This window comes from Actinomadura bangladeshensis (assembly GCF_004348335.1).
Lineage (GTDB): Bacteria > Actinomycetota > Actinomycetes > Streptosporangiales > Streptosporangiaceae > Spirillospora > Spirillospora bangladeshensis.
This window is the reverse complement of sequence record NZ_SMJW01000038.1, coordinates 13,306-32,157: the sequence shown is the minus strand read 5'-3', so window position 1 is coordinate 32,157 and position 18,852 is coordinate 13,306. Positions and strand designations below refer to the sequence as shown.

16 protein-coding genes are annotated in these 18,852 nt (G+C 72.6%); 10 read left to right on the top strand and 6 right to left on the bottom strand.

The genetic code is table 11. The features are described 5' to 3' along the window. The first annotated feature begins 55 nt into the window (after positions 1–55). The 4 genes from E1284_RS10340 to E1284_RS10325 all read left to right on the top strand — a co-directional run bounded on the left by E1284_RS10340 (position 56) and on the right by E1284_RS10325 (position 5,300). Complete coding sequence (locus E1284_RS10340) at positions 56–1,306, top strand: Mur ligase family protein (RefSeq protein WP_131938805.1); 1,251 nt, start codon at positions 56–58, stop codon at positions 1,304–1,306. After that, positions 1,296–2,006, top strand: a complete 711-nt coding sequence (locus tag E1284_RS10335; RefSeq protein ID WP_131938804.1) for a type 1 glutamine amidotransferase — start codon at positions 1,296–1,298, stop codon at positions 2,004–2,006. Before E1284_RS10340 ends, E1284_RS10335 begins: the two co-directional genes overlap by 11 nt. Positions 2,007–2,110: 104 nt before the next feature. Further along, positions 2,111–3,538 carry a purple acid phosphatase family protein gene (locus E1284_RS10330; protein WP_131938803.1) on the top strand — a complete coding sequence of 476 codons (1,428 nt, stop codon included), beginning with the start codon at positions 2,111–2,113 and terminating at the stop codon, positions 3,536–3,538. Beyond that, complete coding sequence (locus E1284_RS10325; RefSeq protein ID WP_131938802.1) at positions 3,531–5,300, top strand: hypothetical protein; 1,770 nt, start codon at positions 3,531–3,533, stop codon at positions 5,298–5,300. The genes E1284_RS10330 and E1284_RS10325 overlap by 8 nt, the downstream gene beginning before the upstream one ends. Positions 5,301–5,519: 219 nt before the next feature. On the opposite strand, the gene E1284_RS10320 is transcribed toward E1284_RS10325, so the two are convergent. Beyond that, positions 5,520–6,476, bottom strand: coding sequence for a hypothetical protein (locus E1284_RS10320; RefSeq protein ID WP_131938801.1), 957 nt, complete (start codon positions 6,474–6,476; stop codon positions 5,520–5,522). Positions 6,477–6,681: 205 nt separating this feature from the next. Between E1284_RS10320 and E1284_RS10315 the strand changes: the two genes are divergently transcribed. Further along, positions 6,682–7,173, top strand: a complete 492-nt coding sequence (locus tag E1284_RS10315; RefSeq protein WP_131938800.1) for a hypothetical protein — start codon at positions 6,682–6,684, stop codon at positions 7,171–7,173. A gap of 16 nt (positions 7,174–7,189) precedes the next feature. Continuing rightward, positions 7,190–7,852: a hypothetical protein gene (locus tag E1284_RS10310; RefSeq protein ID WP_131938799.1), complete on the top strand. Its 663-nt coding sequence runs from the start codon at positions 7,190–7,192 to the stop codon at positions 7,850–7,852. Between the two features lie 13 nt (positions 7,853–7,865). Here E1284_RS10310 and E1284_RS10305 read toward each other — a convergent pair whose 3' ends face one another. Beyond that, positions 7,866–8,681 (bottom strand): SAM-dependent methyltransferase, encoded by an 816-nt coding sequence (locus E1284_RS10305; RefSeq protein ID WP_131938798.1) that lies wholly within the window; start codon positions 8,679–8,681, stop codon positions 7,866–7,868. 105 nt (positions 8,682–8,786) lie between these two features. Between E1284_RS10305 and E1284_RS41350 the strand changes: the two genes are divergently transcribed. Further along, positions 8,787–8,936, top strand: a complete 150-nt coding sequence (locus E1284_RS41350) for a hypothetical protein (protein WP_165965207.1) — start codon at positions 8,787–8,789, stop codon at positions 8,934–8,936. A 603-nt stretch (positions 8,937–9,539) separates the two neighbouring features. Here the strand turns inward: E1284_RS41350 and E1284_RS10295 are convergent. Both E1284_RS10295 and E1284_RS10290 read right to left on the bottom strand, forming a co-directional pair. Next, the gene (locus E1284_RS10295; RefSeq protein WP_131938797.1) at positions 9,540–10,523 is read right to left on the bottom strand and encodes a zinc-binding dehydrogenase; all 984 of its coding nucleotides are present in this window, start codon (positions 10,521–10,523) and stop codon (positions 9,540–9,542) included. Positions 10,524–10,698: 175 nt separating this feature from the next. Continuing rightward, the gene (locus tag E1284_RS10290; protein ID WP_131938796.1) at positions 10,699–11,766 is read right to left on the bottom strand and encodes a polysaccharide deacetylase family protein; all 1,068 of its coding nucleotides are present in this window, start codon (positions 11,764–11,766) and stop codon (positions 10,699–10,701) included. A 198-nt stretch (positions 11,767–11,964) separates the two neighbouring features. Here E1284_RS10290 and E1284_RS10285 point away from each other — a divergent pair, with 198 nt between their 5' ends. Next, on the top strand, positions 11,965–12,528 hold the full coding sequence (locus tag E1284_RS10285) for a TetR/AcrR family transcriptional regulator (protein ID WP_131938795.1): 564 nt from the start codon (positions 11,965–11,967) through the stop codon (positions 12,526–12,528). Positions 12,529–12,537: 9 nt separating this feature from the next. Beyond that, on the top strand, positions 12,538–13,323 hold the full coding sequence (locus tag E1284_RS10280) for an MBL fold metallo-hydrolase (RefSeq protein ID WP_131938794.1): 786 nt from the start codon (positions 12,538–12,540) through the stop codon (positions 13,321–13,323). A gap of 9 nt (positions 13,324–13,332) precedes the next feature. On the opposite strand, the gene recD2 is transcribed toward E1284_RS10280, so the two are convergent. Further along, on the bottom strand, positions 13,333–15,564 hold the full coding sequence (gene recD2 / locus E1284_RS10275) for an SF1B family DNA helicase RecD2 (RefSeq protein ID WP_243714384.1): 2,232 nt from the start codon (positions 15,562–15,564) through the stop codon (positions 13,333–13,335). Positions 15,565–15,697: 133 nt separating this feature from the next. Between recD2 and E1284_RS10270 the strand changes: the two genes are divergently transcribed. Next, positions 15,698–17,812 (top strand): M28 family peptidase, encoded by a 2,115-nt coding sequence (locus tag E1284_RS10270; protein WP_165965206.1) that lies wholly within the window; start codon positions 15,698–15,700, stop codon positions 17,810–17,812. Here the strand turns inward: E1284_RS10270 and mtnA are convergent. Further along, the gene (gene mtnA, locus E1284_RS10265) at positions 17,802–18,830 is read right to left on the bottom strand and encodes an S-methyl-5-thioribose-1-phosphate isomerase (protein WP_131938791.1); all 1,029 of its coding nucleotides are present in this window, start codon (positions 18,828–18,830) and stop codon (positions 17,802–17,804) included. The two genes, E1284_RS10270 and mtnA, sit on opposite strands and share 11 nt — an antisense overlap. Positions 18,831–18,852: the final 22 nt, after the last annotated feature.

The window sequence follows — 18,852 nt, the reverse complement described above, 5'->3', positions numbered from 1 at the left end:
CGCCCAGCGGCTAGGCTCGGAGCGTTTCCCGGCGCATCCAGAGAAGACGGAGAGCATGAGCGATCTTCCGCTGCGTTCGCAGCTGGCCGTCGCGCTCGGTCGTACGGCCGCCAAGATGTCCCGTATGGCGGGCCGCGGGGACGGCTCGGTGATCGGCGGAAAGGTCGGCCTCCGCCTCGACCCCGAGCTGCTGACCAGGCTCGCGAAGGACCGCAAGCTCGTCCTCGTCAGCGCGACCAACGGCAAGACGACGACGACCCGGCTCATCACCTCGGCGATGACGCCGCTCGGCGAGGTCGCCACGAACGCGTTCGGCGCGAACATGCCGACCGGGCACGTGTCCGCGCTCGCGTCGGCGCCGTCCGCCCGCTACGGCGTGCTGGAGTGCGACGAGAAGTACGTCCCGATGGTCCTGAAGGAGACCGGGGCGAACATCGTCGCGCTGATGAACCTCAGCCGCGACCAGATGGACCGCGCCGCCGAGATCTGGCTGCTGGCCGGCAAGTGGCGCCGCGCGCTGGAGGCGTCCCCGACCAGCCACGTCATCGCCAACTGCGACGACCCGCTGGTCACCTGGGGCGCCGCGAGCGCCAAGAGCGTCACCTGGGTCGCGGCCGGCCAGCACTGGCGCGAGGACTCCTGGTGCTGCCCCGAGTGCGGCGGCCCCCTCGACCGGCAGGACACCGACGAGGACAGCGACTGGGCCTGCCGCCAGTGCCACTTCCGCCGCCCCCGCCCCGACTGGACGCTGAAGGGCGACACGGTCACCGCCCCCGACGGCCGCTCCTACCCGCTCACCGGCCTGTCGCTGCCGGGCCGCGCGAACCGCTCGAACGCGCTGATCGCGCTCGCGGTCGTCGCCCAGTTCGGCGTCCCGCCCGAGCAGGCGCTGCCGCTGCTGTCGCAGGTCACCTCCGTCGCCGGCCGCTACACGACGGTCGAGCACGAGGGCCGCTCGATCCGGCTGCTGCTGTCGAAGAACCCGGCCGGCTGGCTGGAGGCGTTCGACGTCCTGCAGCCCGCGCCCGGCCCGGTCGCCCTGTCGATCAACGCGCAGGGCCCGGACGGCCGCGACACGTCCTGGCTGTGGGACGTCGACTACCGCATCCTGCGGGGCCGTCCCGTGTGGGTCACCGGCGAGCGCCGCATCGACCTCGCCGCCCGGCTGGAGGCCGCCGACGTGTCGTTCACCGTCGTGGACGACATCGACCAGGCGGTCATGGCCGTTCCGCCGGGGCACCTCGACGTGATCGCCAACTACACCGCCTTCCAGAACATCCGAACGAGGTACGGCCGTGTCGTCTGACCGCATAAAGATCGTCTGGATCTACCCGGACCTGCTCAGCACCTACGGCGACCAGGGCAACACCATCGTCCTGGAGCGGCGCGCGGCGCTGCGCGGCATCCCGACCGAGACCGTGAACCTGCGGTCGGACGAGCCCGTCCCCGCCGACGGCGACATCTACCTGCTCGGCGGCGGCGAGGACCGGCCGCAGATCCTCGCGGCGCAGCGGCTGCGCGGTGACGGCGGCCTCGCCCGCGCCGTCCAGTCCGGGGCCGTGGTCTTCGCGGTCTGCGCCGGCTACCAGCTGCTCGGCCACGAGTTCGGCGGCGAGGAGGGGCAGCCCGTCGCGGGGCTGGGCCTGCTCGACATCCGGTCGGGACGCGGCGAGCAGCGCGCGGTCGGCGAGATCGTCGGCGACGTGGCGGGCGAGCTGAACGTGCCCCGCATCACCGGCTTCGAGAACCACCAGGGCCGCACGCAGCTCGGTCCGAACGCGCGCCCGTTCGCGAAGGTCGTGCACGGCACCGGCAACGGCGACGGCTTCGAGGGCGCCTACAGCGGCCGCGTCCTCGGCACGTACATGCACGGGCCCGCCCTGGTGCGCAACCCAGGCCTCGCCGACCTGCTGCTCACCTGGGCGGTCGGCGCCGAGCTGCAGCCGCTGGACGACTCCTGGGCCGGCCGCCTCCGCGAGGAGCGCCTGCGCGCCGTCGCCGGCTGACCGCGACCCGCCGGAGCCCTGCGGTGCCGGCGGCGGTCTTCTCCGGGCGTGTTCGGTGTCTTTGGGCCTGTTCGGACGATCTCCCCGGTGGCACCGTGGCGATCATGATCTGCTGCCGTCCGAGCCGCCGGGCCCTGCTCCGCTGGAGCGCGATCGTCGCGGGCGCGTCCCTGCTGCCCACCGCTGAGGCCGCGTCCGCGCTGACGGCGGGCGGCGTCCAGCCGGTGAACCTGGAACTGGTCACCGTCACCGAGACGTCGGCGGTCCTCACCTGGTACACGGGTGTCCCGGGGACGGACGACGGGCTGGGCCGGATGGTCCCGGCGCCGTCCGACGCCGAGGTGCTCTACGGGACGCACCCGTCCCGCCTGACGTCCGCGGCCCACGGCCCCTCGGACACGCCGTACCACTACGTCGAGCTGACCGACCTGGAACCGGGCCGCACCTACTACTACAGGGCGCGCTCGGCGGGACGTTCCGCATCGCCGACCTGGCTGGCCTTCGGTTCGGCGGCGGGCCGTCCGGAAGGCGACGTGTTCGCGTTCACGACTCCGCAACCGCCGCCGGGCCGCCACCTCTTCTCGGTCGCCCTGTGCAACGACCTCCACCTCGGCGAGACGGTCGCGGGCCTGGTCGGGCAGCTTCCGTGGATCAAGGGCATCGAGCAGGTGCCGGGCCACCCGCCCTACCCCGAGGTCATGGCGAAGGCCCTCATAGCGGACGCCCGCAGCCGGGGCGCGTCCTATCTCCTGGCCGCCGGAGACGTCTCCAGCGAGGCGGCCCCCGCCGACCTGGAAAACGCGAAGAGCATCCTCGACACATTCGGCACGCTGGGCACCGACTATCTGGTGGCGCGCGGCAACCATGACCGGGCCCATGCGGGAGCACCCTACGCGTCCTGCACTCCCGGATCGTGGCAGGGGAACGACTGCTTCAAGGACGCCTTCTTCCCGTCCGGCCGGACGTACTTCTCCCACGACCTGCGGGGCCTGCGCGTCATCGGCCTCGACACCTACGACAAGCCGGGCGACGGCGGCGACTCCGGCGGCCTTTCCACCGACCAGCGGGCATGGTTCGAATCCGAGCTGGCGAAGGACCCGGACCGTCCCACCATCGTCTTCGGCCACCACCCGCTCTTCACCGAGAACGACCCTCTCGCCATAACCGGCACCCACTCCCTGGACGCGGGCCAGTCCCTGCGGATTCTCACCGCCTACAACCGCACTCCCGGCGTCTTCCTCCACCACGCCGGCCACACGCACCGCAACCAGCGCTCGACGTTCCCGCTCGCACCCCGGGTCGTCCAGCAGGAAGTGGGCGCGGTCAAGGAGTACCCGGGCGGTTTCACGCTCCTGCGCGTCCACACCGGCGGCTACGCGCTCAACTTCTACAAGACCCGCGGTGCCGAAGCCCGAGCCTGGAGCGAGCGCAGCCGCCAGGAACTCGCCGGCCAATGGCCGCAGCTCTCCCTCGGAAACCGCCCCACCGACCGCAACACCGTCACGATCCGCGACCTCTCCGGCCTTGGATAGCGCCCGCGATGCCGCACGTCTCGCGGCGGCCCAGGTCGGACTGAGCGAACTGCTCAGCTGGCTGGACGCAGGCGAACCGGCAGCGGCGCGACCGGTCGGCCTTTATCCGGCGGCGCACGGGTGGACGCGCACTGCGATCCAGCGCGACCTGTGGCGGCGCGCCGGAGACGCCGCCGAGCACGGCTCGATCACCGCGTTCGAGCTCACCCTGTGGGGGCATTACCGGGGTGTCTGCGACGGGCACGCCTGGAGCCGCGCCGAGGTGCGCCGGCGGACAGGGCTGACCCGGTACGCCTTGGAGCAGCATGTCGATCGCGCCGACCGGGTGGTCGCCGGGTCCTTCGTTACCGAACCCGCACCGTCCGAACCCGCACCGTCCGAACCCGCACCGTCCGGACGACCCGGCTCGGCCGCGCCATCCGGGCCGGGCGGGGACGGCCGGGTCCGGCCGGGCGGCGTGCGGTCGAGTGACGTCCAAGAGGGCGTCGCCACCGTCGTGGGCAGGGCCGTCGCCGAGGACCGCCGCCACCTCGCCGAGACGTCGTACGCCGCTCGCGACCTCCTGCCCGCGAGCGGGCGGGAACAGCGGCGGCGGCCGACGCCCGGCGGGGCGGTGCGGCCCCGGGGCCTGAAGACGTCCCGCCACGCCGGAGCCGTCCGGGCCGAGACGTACCGGGCGATCCTGGACGCGGCGGACCGCCGGCTGGCGAGAGCCACCGGGCGGGGGCCGGCGAGCCCGCTCCTGTGGCCGCCGGCCGACCCGGTCACCGACGACCTGGAGAGCGCGTACCGGGCTCTGCTCGCGTGCCGTCACGGCACCGACCGCGCCGCCGTCGCCGGGCTGCTGCGGGACGGCCACCACCACCTGCTGCACGCGCGCCCCGACCGCGAGCTGGCCATCGCGTTCCTGCTGGAGGAGGTGTGGGTGCTCCGCGACGGCTACAACATCGCCGCGCTGCCGGTTCTGGACGTGCTCGAGCATCTGCTGCCCCAGGACGACCACAGGCGCGCCATCACCGCGCGGGAACGTGCCCACGTGCTGGAGGTGCACCGCCTCTGGGACGCGGCGGGGCTCTGGCTGCGGCATGCGGACGCCCTGCTGCGCGACCCTCGGATCCGGTGGCCGCACGAGGAGGAGCGCTACGTGTCGGCCGTGAACGACGCCGTGCGCGCCCTCAGCATGGAGACCTCCCGGGCCGTCGTCCGCGGTGAGCTGCCGCGCGTGAACCTGGCGCGGTTCGACTCCCGTGTCGCGGCACTGTCGAGCCGGTTCGAGCACGAGGCGAGGTCCCGGTCCGAATGGTCGCACGTCGCCCGGCGCCACGCCCTCCAAGTGCGCTTCGCCCGCAAGGCGGTCGAACGGCGGCACGGGTTGGACGGCGGCTGGGACGATGGCGAACTGCTGGAGATGGAGGCCATCGACCGCGAGGTCGAGGCCCTGGGCCTGCCCGCGCGGACGCTCGCCTGGGGGACCAGGAAGCTCGGCGTCCTCCTCGAGGCCGGCCGCGCCACCGACTTCACCGGAACCCTCCACGACCTCGTGCCCGTGTTCCTCGGCACGGGTCCGGCCTGGCCCAACCAGCTCGCGGCGCTCCGCACGGTGGTGCGCGCCGCGCAGCGGCGCAGGGGCGCGCGGTGGCGGGCCGTCCGGCTGGACCTGGGCGACCTGGTCGAAGGGCTTCCGCCCGACACCGACGGCATGCTCCGGCACCCGCTGGCGGTGCCGGCGCCGCTGATCGTGGCGGGTGTCCCGGTGCTGTGACCCCGTCACCGCACCGTTTGTGACCACCTGGTCAGCACGTTCTGGCGCATTCCCGTGCGAGCCCGCCCGCCGAGCCCGCGGACGCGCGTCAATGGTGCCGGCAGGGAGCGCTTCCTTTCGAAGATCGTGAGCGGAAGGACAACAACGATGGACCCGGACAGCTGACCATTCCCGGAATCAATCGGCCGGGCGGGCGGTATTCGCATGCCGCCCGTCCGGCTATTCCTCCCAACGCGCGCCGTAGGCGAGCCCGGTCCGCAGGCCGGTGAAGTCGAACCGGACCTCGCCGAAATGGTCGAGCGGGACGAGTGCCGCCGGATCGGTGAAGTCGTCCACCATTCCGCGGGGCAGCCCGTCGATCCGCCAGACCTTTCCGGCGCGGTGCGCGGCGCCGAACCTGAGTTGCAGTTCGAACTGGGCGCAGAGCCTCGTCGACTGGAACATGTAGCGCGGATGGATGCGCCGTCCCGGCGGAAACGTGTACGACACCGTGACCCGGTGCCGCTCCCGCCGCTCCAGCGGCCGCGGCAGCCGCACGACGTGCCTGAAGTAGGTGGGGGTGAGGCGTTCGGCCAGCTCCAGCGTGCCGCCGGCCAGCACCTCCGCCTCGAACCGGACGTCCTCGCGGGCGTGTCCCGAACCCGGTGGGACGCCGGTGGAGAGGGCGATCCGGTCCAGGCCGCCGGTCTCGGCGACGACGTCGCGCTCCTCGGTCACCGACACGGCCGGCCCGTCGAGCCGCACGATCGAGCGGAGCGCGGCCAGGTGCCAGCCGTCCGGGACGCCGCCGGCGCCGTCCAGCGGGGCGGACGCCCCGGTCCGGGCGGCCGCGCGCTCGGCCACCGCCCGGATCGCCTCGTCGGCGCGCCGGCGCGCCGTGCGGACGCCGCGGTCGAGCCGCGCCGCCAGCCAGTCCATGCGGTCCTCGGCCAGCCGGTGCCGGGCGTCCGGGTGCAGGGCGAGCGCGGCGAGGAAGGCAAGCCGCAGGTCGTCGGGCAGGCCGTCGGCGATGGCGGTGAGTTCCGCCGCCAGCCGCCGGCGCAGTTCCGCGGTCCCGGCCCGCTCCGCCGCCCCCGCCAGTGCCCGCAACTGCGGGCCGACCCGCCGCGAAAGATCCTCCGCGTGCACACCGCGGCCGCCGCGCAGCCTTTTCAGTTCCCGAACGAGTTCGTCCATCGCCGAAACAGGATCGCGCGATGGCCAACTAATGTCAAGTGGGCAGAAAATGGACACCGCTGTCCATGAATTGACACGGCAGTACCCGGATGAACTGCTGGTGAGGTCGTTAACATGAGTGGAGGCAGTGTTTATTCGAAGCCCGCCCTGCGGGGGCGGAGCGGGCTTTGAAGGGCGGACGTACAAAAGAATGGGGGGCGGTTTCATGGCGGCGGGACTGGAACTGGTCAGGTTCGATGCGCAGGACAGGGTCACCGGCCTGCACCCGGCGGTGGGGCAGATCGCGACCGCGCTGAGCCCGTTCTCGGCGGCGGCGACCATCATCGCCAGGCTCGGCGCGTACGCGCTGGAGGTCCGGGCCTTCAACCTGCAGCACGACGTCGTGACCCGGATGATCCACACGCGGCAGGCCGCCATCGTCGGCATGTTCGAGCGGGACCGCGAGCGCGCCGGCCTGGTCCGCGTCCACGCCGACCGCATGCTCGACATCTCCGACACCATGGCGCGGACGGTCGCCGATCCCCGCTCGACCAAGGCGCAGCGCCGGGTCGCCCAGGAGATTGTGGGCCAGATGCTGAACGCCGTGGTGCGGCTGCACGTGGAGAACCGGCTCAACCTCATCGCGCTGAGCGACGTGCTCGCCCTCGGCGAGACCGAGGCGAAGATCGCCGCCTGGCGCCGCCGGCAGGCGCGCTGACGGGCGGGCGGCACCGATGGAAGATCTCCTGGCGTGGGCGATCGCCCTCTCCGCCGTCGTCGCCGCGGCCGCGGCCGGCTACTGGTTCTACGCCGCCCGTCCGGTCCGGACCGGCGCGCCTGAGCAGGCCCGGCGCGCCGAACTGGCGCTCCGCGAGGACCGGCGGGCCGCCGCACGCGCGGCGGCCTCCCTCGGCCGGCTCACCGAGCGGAGAGCCGGCGAGGCGCGGTTCGAACTGCTCAAGCAGAAGCACCGGGAGAGCGTGGCCATCGCCGACAAGTGGTACGCCCACAAGCACGACGCCCTGCGGACGCGGCGGCGGGTGGCGGCCGGCCTGGCGAGGATCAGCCGGCGGGAACGGCGGCTCGCGGGCGCGCCGGGCGCCGGGGCGGGCCGCGGCGGCGCAGCCCCGGCCCGCCGCCGGGGCGCCCGCGCCGAGGCGCGCAGGCTCCGGCGGCTGATCGACGACATGGACGCGGTCCTGCGATCGCTCGACGAGGAGATCCGCCTCGGCGCCGCGAACCTGCGCGATCACAACGCCAGGACCAGGCGGCTGAAGGAGCACATCCGCGACGACTGCGGAGCCGAGGGCCGCCTCTGGTACGCACGGCTGGAGGCGCGGACGCGGCGGCGGCTGGCGTCCGGGACCCCGAAGCCGTCCAGGCGAGGCGGCCGGTAGGCGGCACGCGGGGTCAGGAGGGCTTGCGGGCCACGCCGGCGTACCACCACTGGCGGTCGGCGCGGGCCGGAAGGGACGAGCCGGGGTCGGGCCGCCACATCGACAGGGTGGTGAGGCCCGGCTCCACGAGGTCGAAGCCGTCGAACAGGCGGGTGACCTGGGCGCGGCTGCGCAGGGTGAGCTGGTAGGTGGCCCTCTTGTACACGGCGCCGGCGTCCCGGACGCGGCTGTCGGCGTCGAAGTCGGCGGTCACGTGCGACACCGCGAGGTAGCTGCCCGGAGCCATGGCGGAGCGGAGCCGCGCCACGATGCCGGGCGGGTCGTCCCCGTCGCCGATGAAGTGCAGGACGGCGAGCATCAGCACGGCGACCGGCTGGTCGAAGTCGATGAGCCTTTTCAGTTCCGGGTCGTCCAGGATGTCCCCGGTGCGGCGGGCGTCGCCCTGGATGACGGTCACCTCGGGCGTCCCGGCGAGCAGGGCCCGCCCGTGGGCCAGCACGACCGGTTCGATGTCCACGTACACGACGTGGGCGGACGGGGCGATCTCGTGCGCGATCTCGTGCACGTTGCCCTGGGTGGGCAGGCCGGAGCCGATGTCGATGAACTGCCGGATCCCCGACTCGGCCAGGAAGCGCACCGCCCGACGCAGGAAGGCCCGGTTCTCGCGCGCCAGGAACGGCGTGTCGGGCGCGTGCCGGACGACCTCCTCCACGGCCTCCCGGTCGGCGGCGTAGTTGTCCTTGCCGCCGAGCAGGTAGTCGTACATCCGCGGGACGTTCGGCGTCGTCGGATCGACGGTGTCCAGTGTCTTCTCCCGGCCGGTCGTCATGGGCGCTTTTCTGTCCGGTCTTATCGCGAAGTATGCGACAACATGTAAGCATTGTGATCAACTCGGGAACAACCGAATCGACGATCCTGACGCGGGAGAACGCAAATGCGAGGCGACGTCGGCACCCCATCGCAGATCCCCGGACCGGCCACCGAAAATGACGGCGCGGCGGCCATCGCCGCGGCCGGCGGGCTGCACGACTACCAGGTCAACTACTCGGCCCTGAAGGACCGGGCTTGCTCGTTCGGTCCTTGATGCCGCGTCCGGTGCGTGCCGCGACGGCGACGACCTGTTTGGCGATCGTGTGGTTGACATGCGTGGCGTGCCGCGCCTCGCGGCGGGCCCGCTTCTTCAGCAGCCGGGCGGCCGATCGGGTGCGGGCGGCTTGGAGTTCGGCGCGTTTGCGGGCCTGCCACCGCCGGTACCGGCCCAGCCGACGCCCCGTTGTCGCCGTCGGAGGTGGTGGCCAGGTTGACGATGCCGCGGTCCACCCCCACCCAGTCGACCGGCTCGAACACCTCGGGTTCAGGGACATCGCAGGTGGCCAGCAGGAACCACATGCCGTCCCGTTGCACGAGATCGGATTCGCCCTTGCGGTGGTCGGCCAGCATCTCGGCCTGGTCGGGTGAGCAGGCGAACGTGAGGACGCTTCGTCCTATGGGCCGCCGACGACATCAAGATGACCCTCGCCCCGCGCGATAACCGGGGGCAATTGAATCATCAACCAGCGAGCGCGCGGGGACGCCCGCAGAAGTGAACGGTCAACAATTGGGGGGCGAATTACGACCGCCTCCCCGTGCCATTGCAATGACCACCGCCGCCGGACGCACGGCCGAGACGTGTCGACCATCACCGGCGTCATGGCGAGACGGGCGTGGAGCCGATCAGTAGCAGCGACTTGCCCACCGTGGTGCGCGCGGCCAGTGACCGGTGGGCGTCGGCGGCCCGTTCGAGCGGATAGGCGGCACCGATCACCGGCCGCAGCCGTCCCTCGACGGCCTTCTCCAGCGCCAGGCCGAGCAGCTCCCGCACGGTCCTCTCGTCCGGCGGGCCGTCCATCAGCGGGGTGAACACCCGTATGGACCGGCGCGCCGCCACCTCGGGGTCGGGGGCGGCGAAGCCCTCGGCGGTGCCGTAGGTGACGAACCGGCCGCCGTCGGCAGTGGCGTCGAAAGAGGCCGTCCCGAGCGCGCCGCCCGCACCGTCATAGACCAGCGCGGCACCGCCACCGGTCGCCTCGCGGACCTGCTCGATCCAGTCAGGCCGCGTGTAGTCGACGGTGGCCTCCGCGCCGAGATCGCGGGCCAGGGCCCGTTTGCCCTCGCTGGACGCCGCGGCCGCCACCCGGGCCCCGGCGTCCACCGCCAGCTGGACGAGCAGCGAGCCCGCCCCGCCCGCCGCCGCCGTGACGAGCACCCATTCGTCCTTCTCCGGCCTGCCCAGCCGGTCGAAGCCGAGCGCGGTCGTACCGTCGTGCACGAGGGCCGCGGCGACCTCGGTCGCCAGGCCGTCCGGCACCGGCATGATCTCGCCTTCGCCGGCGACGACCCGCTCGGCGTAGCCGGCACCGGTCCGGACGACCACGCGCCGCCCGATCCATGCCGGATCCACGCCTTCCCCGACCTCCACCACTTCGCCCGCGCCCCCGCCGCCCGGCACGTACGGCGGCGTCCGGGGGAAGAAGTCCTGGCCCCAGCCGCTCCGCAACAGGGTGTCGAGGAAGATGACGTCCGCAACGGCCATCCCGACGACCACCTGGCCGGGGCCTGGCACCGGGGCGGGCACGTCCGCAAGGGACAGCACTTCCGGACCGCCGAACGAGGCCACCTGTATCGCACGCATGAACAGCACCCTTCCCACGAGTCAACGTCCCCGCCAGCCTCCAACCTGAAGCTTGATTGAGGTCAAGCCCCCGGGAAGGGCCGGGGCGGGAGAGGGCGTGGGCGGTCACCGCATGGGAGCGGCGCGGCGGCCGAGGGCCGCCGCGCCGCGGGCGGGGTGCGCGTGCTCGGGAAGGTCAGGCGCTGCAGGAGACCGTCGGCCAGGTCCAGTTGCCGTTGTGCTGGATGGTGAAGCCGAACGTGTTGCCGCTGCCGTTCGGCCGCATGGTCATCACGTTGCCGCTCGCGTCCCATGTCGGCGAGCCGTTCCAGGTCGCGATGATCTTCTGCGGGCTGTGCACGGTCACGGTGGCGATCCAGGTGCTCGTCCCGGAGATGGTGACCGACAGGTTGAACCGGTCGCTCCACTGCTGGCCCTGGGAGATCTGCGCGGTGCACGTGTCGCCGCCCCCGCCGCCGGGAGGCGTCGTGCTCCCGCCGCCGCTGCCGTCGGGCGCGACGGCCCGGCCGGTGGACGGCGAGATCATGCCGGGGCACAGGTTCCGGCTCTTGAGGTTCGCGACGATCTGCGGGATGGCCTGGATCGTGGTGTTGTAGCCGTCGTGCATCAGGATGACCTGGCCGTTCTGGAGCTGGCCCGCCCGCTGCACGATCTGGGCGGTGGAGGCGCCGTTCCAGTCCTGCGAGTCGACGTCCCAGATGACCTCGGTCAGGCCGAGCTGCTGCTCGACCGCCCTCAGCGTGGAGTTGGTCTCCCCGTACGGGGGCCGGAACAGCTTGGGCGCGGTGCCGGTCGTCTGCTGGATCGCCTGCTGCGTCCGCTGCAGCTCGGAGAGCATCTGCGACTGCGACATCTGGGTCAGGTGCGGGTGCGTCCAGCTGTGGTTGCCGATCCACATGCCGGCGTTCTTCTCCGCGCTGACCAGCGACGGGTTGTTCTGGGCGTTCTGCCCGATGTTGAACAGGGTGGCGCGGACGCCGTTCTGCTGCAGGGTGGACAGCAGCGTGGACGTGAAGCCCGACGTGGGGCCGTCGTCGTAGGTCAGGCCGACATAGCCCGCGCTGCAGTTGTCGGCGGCGAGCGGGACGGCGGCGGCGCCGCGCTGGGCCGCGAGCCCGGTCGTGGCGGACAGGCTCACCAGGAAGGCGGCCGCCAGCGTCAGGACGGCGGCGAGGATCAGCGGGCGGCGGGTTCCGGAGGACCTCCTCCGGAACCCGCCGAGCGGGGGAGCGTGCTGAGTCATCCGTGTTCCTCCAGGGGGCGGGGGAACCTCATTGTGGAAACGTCTCCGAAAAGTGTCAATGCATTCAGAGAAACTTTCGCCATCGGATTCTCGATATCTTTCTGATCAGCGCCTTTGAGTACACATTTCTCCATCGAAAAGTTTCGAGGCCGTCGGCACAGGTTGGACTCGGTAGACCGGTCTGTCTAGTCTGAGGTCATGGCACCGCGCGGAGAGACCAGAGAGCGGATCCTGCGGACGGCCGCGGAGCTGTTCCAGCGGCAGGGCTACCACGGGACGGGGGTGAACCAGGTCCTCGCCGAGAGCGGGGCGCCGAAGGGCTCGCTGTACTTCCACTTCCCCGAGGGCAAGGAGCAGCTCGCGTCGGAGGCGGTGGCGCTGTCCGGCCGGACGGTCGGCGAGGCGCTCACCGAGGCCGTCCTCGCCGCGCCGGACGGGCCGGCCGGGCTCGCGGCCATCGGCGACCACTTCGCGCGGAGCCTCCGCGAGTCGGAGTTCAGCAAGGGCTGCCCCATCGCGACCGTGGCGCTGGAGACGGCCGCCGAGAACGAGGCCATCCAGGCCGCCTGCGACACCGCGTACGAGGAGTGGCTGCGCGGGCTCCGCGCCGCGCTGCGCGGCTGGGGCGTGCCCGAGGAGCGCGTCGGGCCGCTCGCCGCGCTGGTCCTGTCGTCGCTGCAGGGCGCCGTCATGCTCGCCCGCGTCCGGCGGGACGTGTCCGTCATCCACCAGGTCACCCGGCAGCTCGCCGGCCTTCTCTGAGGAGTCCCCATGCGCGTCCACCACCTCGACTGCGCCCCCATGCGGGAGATCGAGCCCGCCGACGGGCCCGGGAGCCCGCTGCGGCCCGCGCGCGCCGCCGGCCACGTGCTGCTGGTCGAGACGGACTCCTCCGGCCTCGTCCTCGTGGACGCCGGGATCGGCCTCGGCGACATCGAGCACCCGTCCGAGCGGCTGCTCGACGACTGGGTGGAGATGACCGGGCCGACGCTGGATCCGGCGGCGACGGCCGTCCGGCAGGTGGAGGCGCTCGGGTACTCCCCCGCCGACGTCCGGCACATCGTCCCGACGCACCTGCACCGCGACCACGCCGGCGGGCTGAGCGACTTCCCGGACGCGGCGGTGCACCTCTTCGAGGCCGAGCGCGCGGACGGCGGCAAGACCCCGGCGCAGCTCGCCCACGGCCCGAAATGGGTCGCCTACGAGGACGGCGGAGGCGAGACGTGGCACGGCTTCGACGGTGTCCGGGCTCTGGACGGTGTGCCGGAGGAGATCCTGCTCGTCCCGCTCGGCGGGCACACGCCGGGGCACGCGGGCGTCGCGGTGCGCGACGGCGGCCGGTGGCTGCTGCACGCCGGGGACGCGTACATGTACCACGGTGAGGTCGACCGCGCCGAGCCGGTCGTCCATCCGCTGATGGAGCTGGTCCAGGCGGGCGGCGAAGTGGACCGGGAACTGCGGCTCGCGAACGTCGCGCGGCTCCGGGAACTGGCGTGCGGCGGCGAGGTCGAGGTGTTCTGCGCCCACGACCCCTGGGAGCTCGCCCGCTACCGCTGAGACAGGCCCCTACCGCTGAGACAGGCGGTGCGAGAGGGCGGTGTGGCGGCGGCCCGCGCCGGCGGTGCGGACGGCGGCCGCGAGGGCGCGCCGCGAGCCGACCAGGACGACCAGCCTCTTCGCGCGGGTGATGCCCGTGTAGAGGAGGTTGCGGCGCAGCATCATCCACGCGCCGGTCGTGAGCGGGACGACGACCGCCGGGTACTCGCTGCCCTGCGACCGGTGGATCGTGATCGCGTAGGCGTGGGCGAGTTCGTCCAGCTCTTCGAAGGCGTAGTCGATGCTCTCGTCCTCGTCGGTCAGGACGGTGAGCGACTGCTCTTCGAGGTCGACCTTCGCGACGACGCCGACCGTGCCGTTGAAGACGCCCGCCTCGCCCTTGTCGTAGTTGTTGCGGAGCTGGGTGACCTTGTCGCCGACGCGGAAGACGCGGCCGCCGTAGCGGCGTTCGGGCCGGGAGTCGTCGTGCGGGGTCAGCGCCTCCTGCAGCAGATTGTTGAGGGAGCCCGCCCCGGCCGTCCCCCGGTGCATGGGCGTGAGGACCTGGACGTCCCGGCGCGGGTCGAGGCCGAACTTGCGCGGGATCCGGTTCGCGACGACGTCGACGGTCAGCTCGGCGGCCTCGTCCTGCTCCTCGCACGGAAACAGGAAGAAGTCGTTGTAGCCGCGCGTGTGCGGGTGGTCGCCGGCGTTGACGCGGTGCGCGTTGACGACGATGCCGGACTCCTGGGCCTGCCGGAAGATCTTCGTCAGCCGGACGCGCGGGATCACCTCGGCGCCGAGGAGGTCGGCGAGGACCTCGCCCGCGCCGACGGACGGCAGCTGGTCGACGTCCCCGACGAGCAGCAGGTGCGCGCCGCGCGGGATCGCCTTCACCAGCTTGTTCGCGAGGATCAGGTCGACCATGGAGGACTCGTCGACCACGACCAGGTCGGCGTCGAGCGGGTTGTCCTGGTCGTACTTGGGGTCGCCGCCGGGCTGGAGCTGGAGGAGGCGGTGGACGGTCGCGGCCTCGTGCCCGGTCAGCTCGGCGAGCCGCTTGGCCGCCCGCCCGGTCGGCGCCACCAGGACGATCTTGGCCTTCTTCGCGGCGGCCAGCTCCACCACGGACCGGACGGTGAAGCTCTTGCCGCAGCCGGGACCGCCGGTCAGCACCGAGACCTTGGAGGTCAGCGCGAGCCTCACGGCCTCCTCCTGCTCGGCGGCGAGGGCCTGGCCGGTGCGCTTCCTCAGCCACGGGAGGGCCTTGTCCCAGTCGACGTCGGCGAACGCCTTGAGCCGGTCGGTGGGCGCGTCGAGGAGTTCGAGGAGACCGCGGGCGAGGGAGCGCTCGGCCCGATGGAACGGAACCAGGTACACCGCCGGTATCGTCGCGGCGTCCTCGCCCTCGCCCGGGATCGGCTCCCGGACGACGCCCTCGTCGGCGGCCAGCTCGTCCAGCGCCGGGACGATCAGCTCCTTCGGCACGCCGAGGATCTTCTCCGCCGCCGTGACGAGGTTCGGCTCGGGCAGGAAGCAGTGCCCGTCGTCGGCGCCCTCCGACAGCGTGTACTGGAGCCCCGCCTTGATCCGCTCGGGGCTGTCGTGCGGGATGCCGACGGCCTGGGCGATCGTGTCGGCCGTCTTGAAGCCGATGCCCCACACGTCCGACGCGAGCTGGTACGGCCGCTTGCGCACCGTGTCGATCGACTGGTCGCCGTACTGCTTGTAGATGCGGACGGCGAGGGAGGTGGAGACGCCGACGCCCTGCAGGAAGACCATCACCTCCTTGATGGCCTTCTGCTCCTCCCACGCGTCCCCGATCCGCTTGCTGCGCTTCGGGCCGAGGCCGCGGACCTCGACGAGCCGCTGCGGCTCCTCCTCGATGACGCGGAGGATGTCGGTGCCGAAGTGCCCGACCATCCGGTCGGCCATCACCGGCCCGATCCCCTTGATCATGCCGGAGCCGAGGTAGCGGCGGATGCCCTGGATCGTCGCCGGCAGCACGGTCGTGTACGAGTCGACCTCGAACTGCCTGCCGTACTTCGGGTGCGAGCGCCACCGGCCGGTCAGCCGCAGGCTCTCCCCCACCTGCGCGCCGAGCAGCGCGCCGACCACGGTGAGCAGGTCCGGGCCGCTCTTGGCGGTCGCGACGCGCGCGACCGTGTAGCCGGTGTCCTCGTTGGCGTAGGTGATCCGTTCCAAGACCGCGTCAAGCTGCGCCGGACGCGGCGTGGCGTCGGGGTTCGGGGAGGTCGGCACGATCACCATGATGGACGATCCGGGTGACGGGATGGCCGGATCCGGCAGGCGACCTGGATCCCCGGTCCATCGGGACGTACGTTCCGGGCGCACTCGCACCGCACCGTCGACAGGCGTACTGGAGGTAACGCTGGTGTTCCGCTCCCGAACCCGGGCACTGGCGGCGTTGAGCGCCCCCGCCCTGGTGCTCACCATGGCCGCCGCCGTCCCCGCCGCAGCCTCGTCCCCCGCCGGACACGACCCGATCGCAGGCTTCACCGACGCGCACGCCGCATGGCAGCGGCAGTACGAGCGGCGGTTCGGCGCCGTGCCGTCCGCGGCGGTGGCCCGCGCCCTGGACGCCGAACTGTCGGCCGAACCGGGCCTGACCACGACGACCGGCGACTGGCACCGCGTCCAGCGCATCGTCCGGCACTTCCGGTCGTACGGGCTCAAGCCCGAGATCCGGACGTACTACGCGTACCTGTCCATGCCGCGGCGCGTGAAGGTCGAGATGACCGCTCCCCGGTACCGCGACCTCCCCGTCAAGGAGAAGAAGCGGCCCTGGCAGAGGCACTTCGACGAGGTCATCCCGTCGCACAACGGCTTCTCGCCGTCCGGGGACGTCCGGGGCGAGGTCGTGTACGCCAACTACGGGCGGCCGGAGGACTTCGCGCTGCTCGCCGAGCGCGGCGTCTCGGTGAAGGGCAAGATCGTGCTCGTCCGGTACGGGTCGGTGTTCCGCGGCATCAAGCCGCGCGAGGCCGCCGGGCACGGCGCGAAGGGCGTGCTGATCTACTCCGACCCGGCCGACGACGGGTACGCGCGCGGCCCGGTGTACCCGGACGGGCCGTGGCGCGCCCCGGACGGCATCCAGCGGGGCAGCATCGCGCAGATCCAGCTCGCGGCCGGCGATCCGCAGACGCCCGGCCGGCCCGCGGTGAAGGGCGCCCGCCGCATCCCGCCGTCGCAGGCGCCGATGCTCAAGGGGCTCATCCCGACGACGCCGATCTCCTACGGCGCGGCCGAGCCGCTGCTGCGCGCGCTCACGGGTGCGGAGGCTCCGAAGGACTGGCAGGGCGGCCTGCCGTTCACCTACCGGATCGGGCCGGGCGGCACGAACGTCCACCTCGTTCTGAAGAACACGTTCCAGGTGCGTCCGCTGTGGGACGTCACCGTGCGCATCCCCGGGAGTGAGCACCCCGAGCAGGAGGTCATCCTCGGCGCCCACCATGACACGTGGGCGTACGGCAGCAGTGACAACCTCTCCGGCACGGAGAACGTGCTCCAGGTGGGGCGCGCGCTGGGCAGGCTCCTCAAACAGGGGTGGCGGCCCAGGCGGACCATCGTCCTGGCCACCTGGGACGGTGAGGAGTACGGGTTGTTCGGGTCGACCGAGTACGCCGAGCAGCGGGCGGCCCAGCTCCGCAACGCCGTCGCCTACGTGAACATGGACGGTGCCGGCGGCTCGAACTTCGGCGCCGCGGCGACGCCCGCGCTGGACCGGTCCGTCATCGACGCGTCCAAGGAGGTGCGCTGGCCCGGCACGGACGGGTCCCTCTACGAGGCGTGGAAGGCGCAGAACGACGGGAAGACGCCGATCTCCCGCATCGGCGGCGGCTCGGACTTCCAGGCGTTCTTCCAGCGGTACGGGGTCCCCGCGATGGACATGGGCTCGTCCTCGACGGGGAACGCCGGGAACTACCACTGCGCCTGCGACGACTTCTACTGGATGTCGCACTTCGGTGATCCAACCTGGGAGTACCACGCGGCGATGTCGCGGCTTGCGGGCATCGCGACGCTGCGGCTGGCGAACGCCGACGTCGTCGCGCTGGGCTACCGCCCCTACGCGGCGGAGACCGCCCAGTACCTGGACGACTTCACCGCCGAGCAGCGCAAGCGGCTCGGATCCGTCGTCGTGGACGTGTCGCGCGACATCGAGCAGGCCAAGGCGTGGCAGCGCGCCGCCGAGGCGCTGCAGACGCGCGCGGACGAGGCGCTCCGCAGGGGCGACACGGCCGCGTTCCGCCGCCTCAACGGCAAGATCATGCAGACCGAGCGCGACCTACTGACGGCGGCCGGGCTTCCCGGCCGCCCCTGGTACCGGCACCAGATCTACGCGCCCGGCATCGACACCGGATATGCCACGCAGCGGCTTCCCGCGCTGAACGACGCCCTGTTCATCGACCATGACGTCCGGACGGCGAAGGCGTACGAGGCGAGGCTGTACGCGAGCCTGCGCGCCGCGACCCGCACTCTCAGCCCCTGACGCCGCCGGGGGTCGATCCCGCCGACACCTCCAGCACGCCCGTCTCGGTGACCAGCGCGGTCACGAGGCGGGCGGGCGTGACGTCGAACGCGGGGTTGTACGCGTCCACGCGATCGGGGGCGGTCCTGGTACCGCCCCACGTCAGCACCTCCTCGGCGGGGCGCTCCTCGATGGGGATGCCGCCGCCGTCGGGGAGGGCCGGGTCGACGGTGCTCCAGGGCGCGGCGACGACGAAGGGGATCCCGGCGGCGTGGCAGGCCAGCGCCACGCCCACCGAACCGATCTTGTTGGCGGTGTCGCCGTTGGCTGCGATCCGGTCGGCGCCGATGACCGCGACGTCGGCGAGGCCGCGCAGGATCGTGCTGGGCGCGGCGCCGTCCGCCTGGACGACGCACGGGATCCCGGCCCGGTCGAGTTCCCAGGCGGTGAGCCGGGCGCCCTGCAGCAGCGGGCGGGTCTCGTCGGCGTAGACGATCTCGACGCGGCCCCGCCGGTGCAGTTCGCGGACGACGCCGAGCGCGGTGCCCCATCCGGCGGTGGCGAGCGCGCCGGCGTTGCAGTGCGTGAGGACGCGCAGGGGCCGGTCGCCCGCGCGGCCGAGGATCCAGGAGGCGCCGTGCACGCCGATCGCCCGGTTGCCGCGCACGTCCTCGTCCAGGAGCGCCTGCGCCTCGGCCGCCACCGCGTCGGCGCCCTTGCCGGCGAAGGGCAGGACGCGGTCGACGCCGGCCGCGAGGTTCACGGCCGTGGGGCGGGCCTCGCGGATCCGCGCGATCGCGGCGTCGCGGGCCGCGTCGTCCCATCCCTCGCGCTCGGCCTGCCGGACGGCGATGGCGACGCCGAACGCGCCGGCGACGCCCAGCGCGGGCGCGCCGCGCACGACCAGCCGCCGGATCGCGTCCACGAGCGTGCCGACGTCGTGCGCCGCGACGTACTCGACGCGCCCCGGCAGGACGGTCTGGTCCAGCAGGCGCAGCCCGTCGCCGGTCCACTCCAGGGTGCGCACGTCGCTCGTCATGCGTCCCATAATGCCCGCAAAA

Coding starts and splice junctions, on each gene's coding strand:
- E1284_RS10315 (WP_131938800.1), top strand. CDS start 6,682: ATGGCGGCGGGACTGGAACTGGTCAGGTTCGATGCGCAGGACAGGGTC.
- E1284_RS10320 (WP_131938801.1), bottom strand. CDS start 6,476: ATGGACGAACTCGTTCGGGAACTGAAAAGGCTGCGCGGCGGCCGCGGT.
- mtnA (WP_131938791.1), bottom strand. CDS start 18,830: ATGACGAGCGACGTGCGCACCCTGGAGTGGACCGGCGACGGGCTGCGC.
- E1284_RS10330 (WP_131938803.1), top strand. CDS start 2,111: ATGATCTGCTGCCGTCCGAGCCGCCGGGCCCTGCTCCGCTGGAGCGCG.
- E1284_RS10290 (WP_131938796.1), bottom strand. CDS start 11,766: ATGACTCAGCACGCTCCCCCGCTCGGCGGGTTCCGGAGGAGGTCCTCC.
- E1284_RS10280 (WP_131938794.1), top strand. CDS start 12,538: ATGCGCGTCCACCACCTCGACTGCGCCCCCATGCGGGAGATCGAGCCC.
- E1284_RS10305 (WP_131938798.1), bottom strand. CDS start 8,681: ATGACGACCGGCCGGGAGAAGACACTGGACACCGTCGATCCGACGACG.
- E1284_RS10295 (WP_131938797.1), bottom strand. CDS start 10,523: ATGCGTGCGATACAGGTGGCCTCGTTCGGCGGTCCGGAAGTGCTGTCC.
- E1284_RS10285 (WP_131938795.1), top strand. CDS start 11,965: ATGGCACCGCGCGGAGAGACCAGAGAGCGGATCCTGCGGACGGCCGCG.
- E1284_RS10340 (WP_131938805.1), top strand. CDS start 56: ATGAGCGATCTTCCGCTGCGTTCGCAGCTGGCCGTCGCGCTCGGTCGT.
- E1284_RS41350 (WP_165965207.1), top strand. CDS start 8,787: ATGCGAGGCGACGTCGGCACCCCATCGCAGATCCCCGGACCGGCCACC.
- E1284_RS10310 (WP_131938799.1), top strand. CDS start 7,190: ATGGAAGATCTCCTGGCGTGGGCGATCGCCCTCTCCGCCGTCGTCGCC.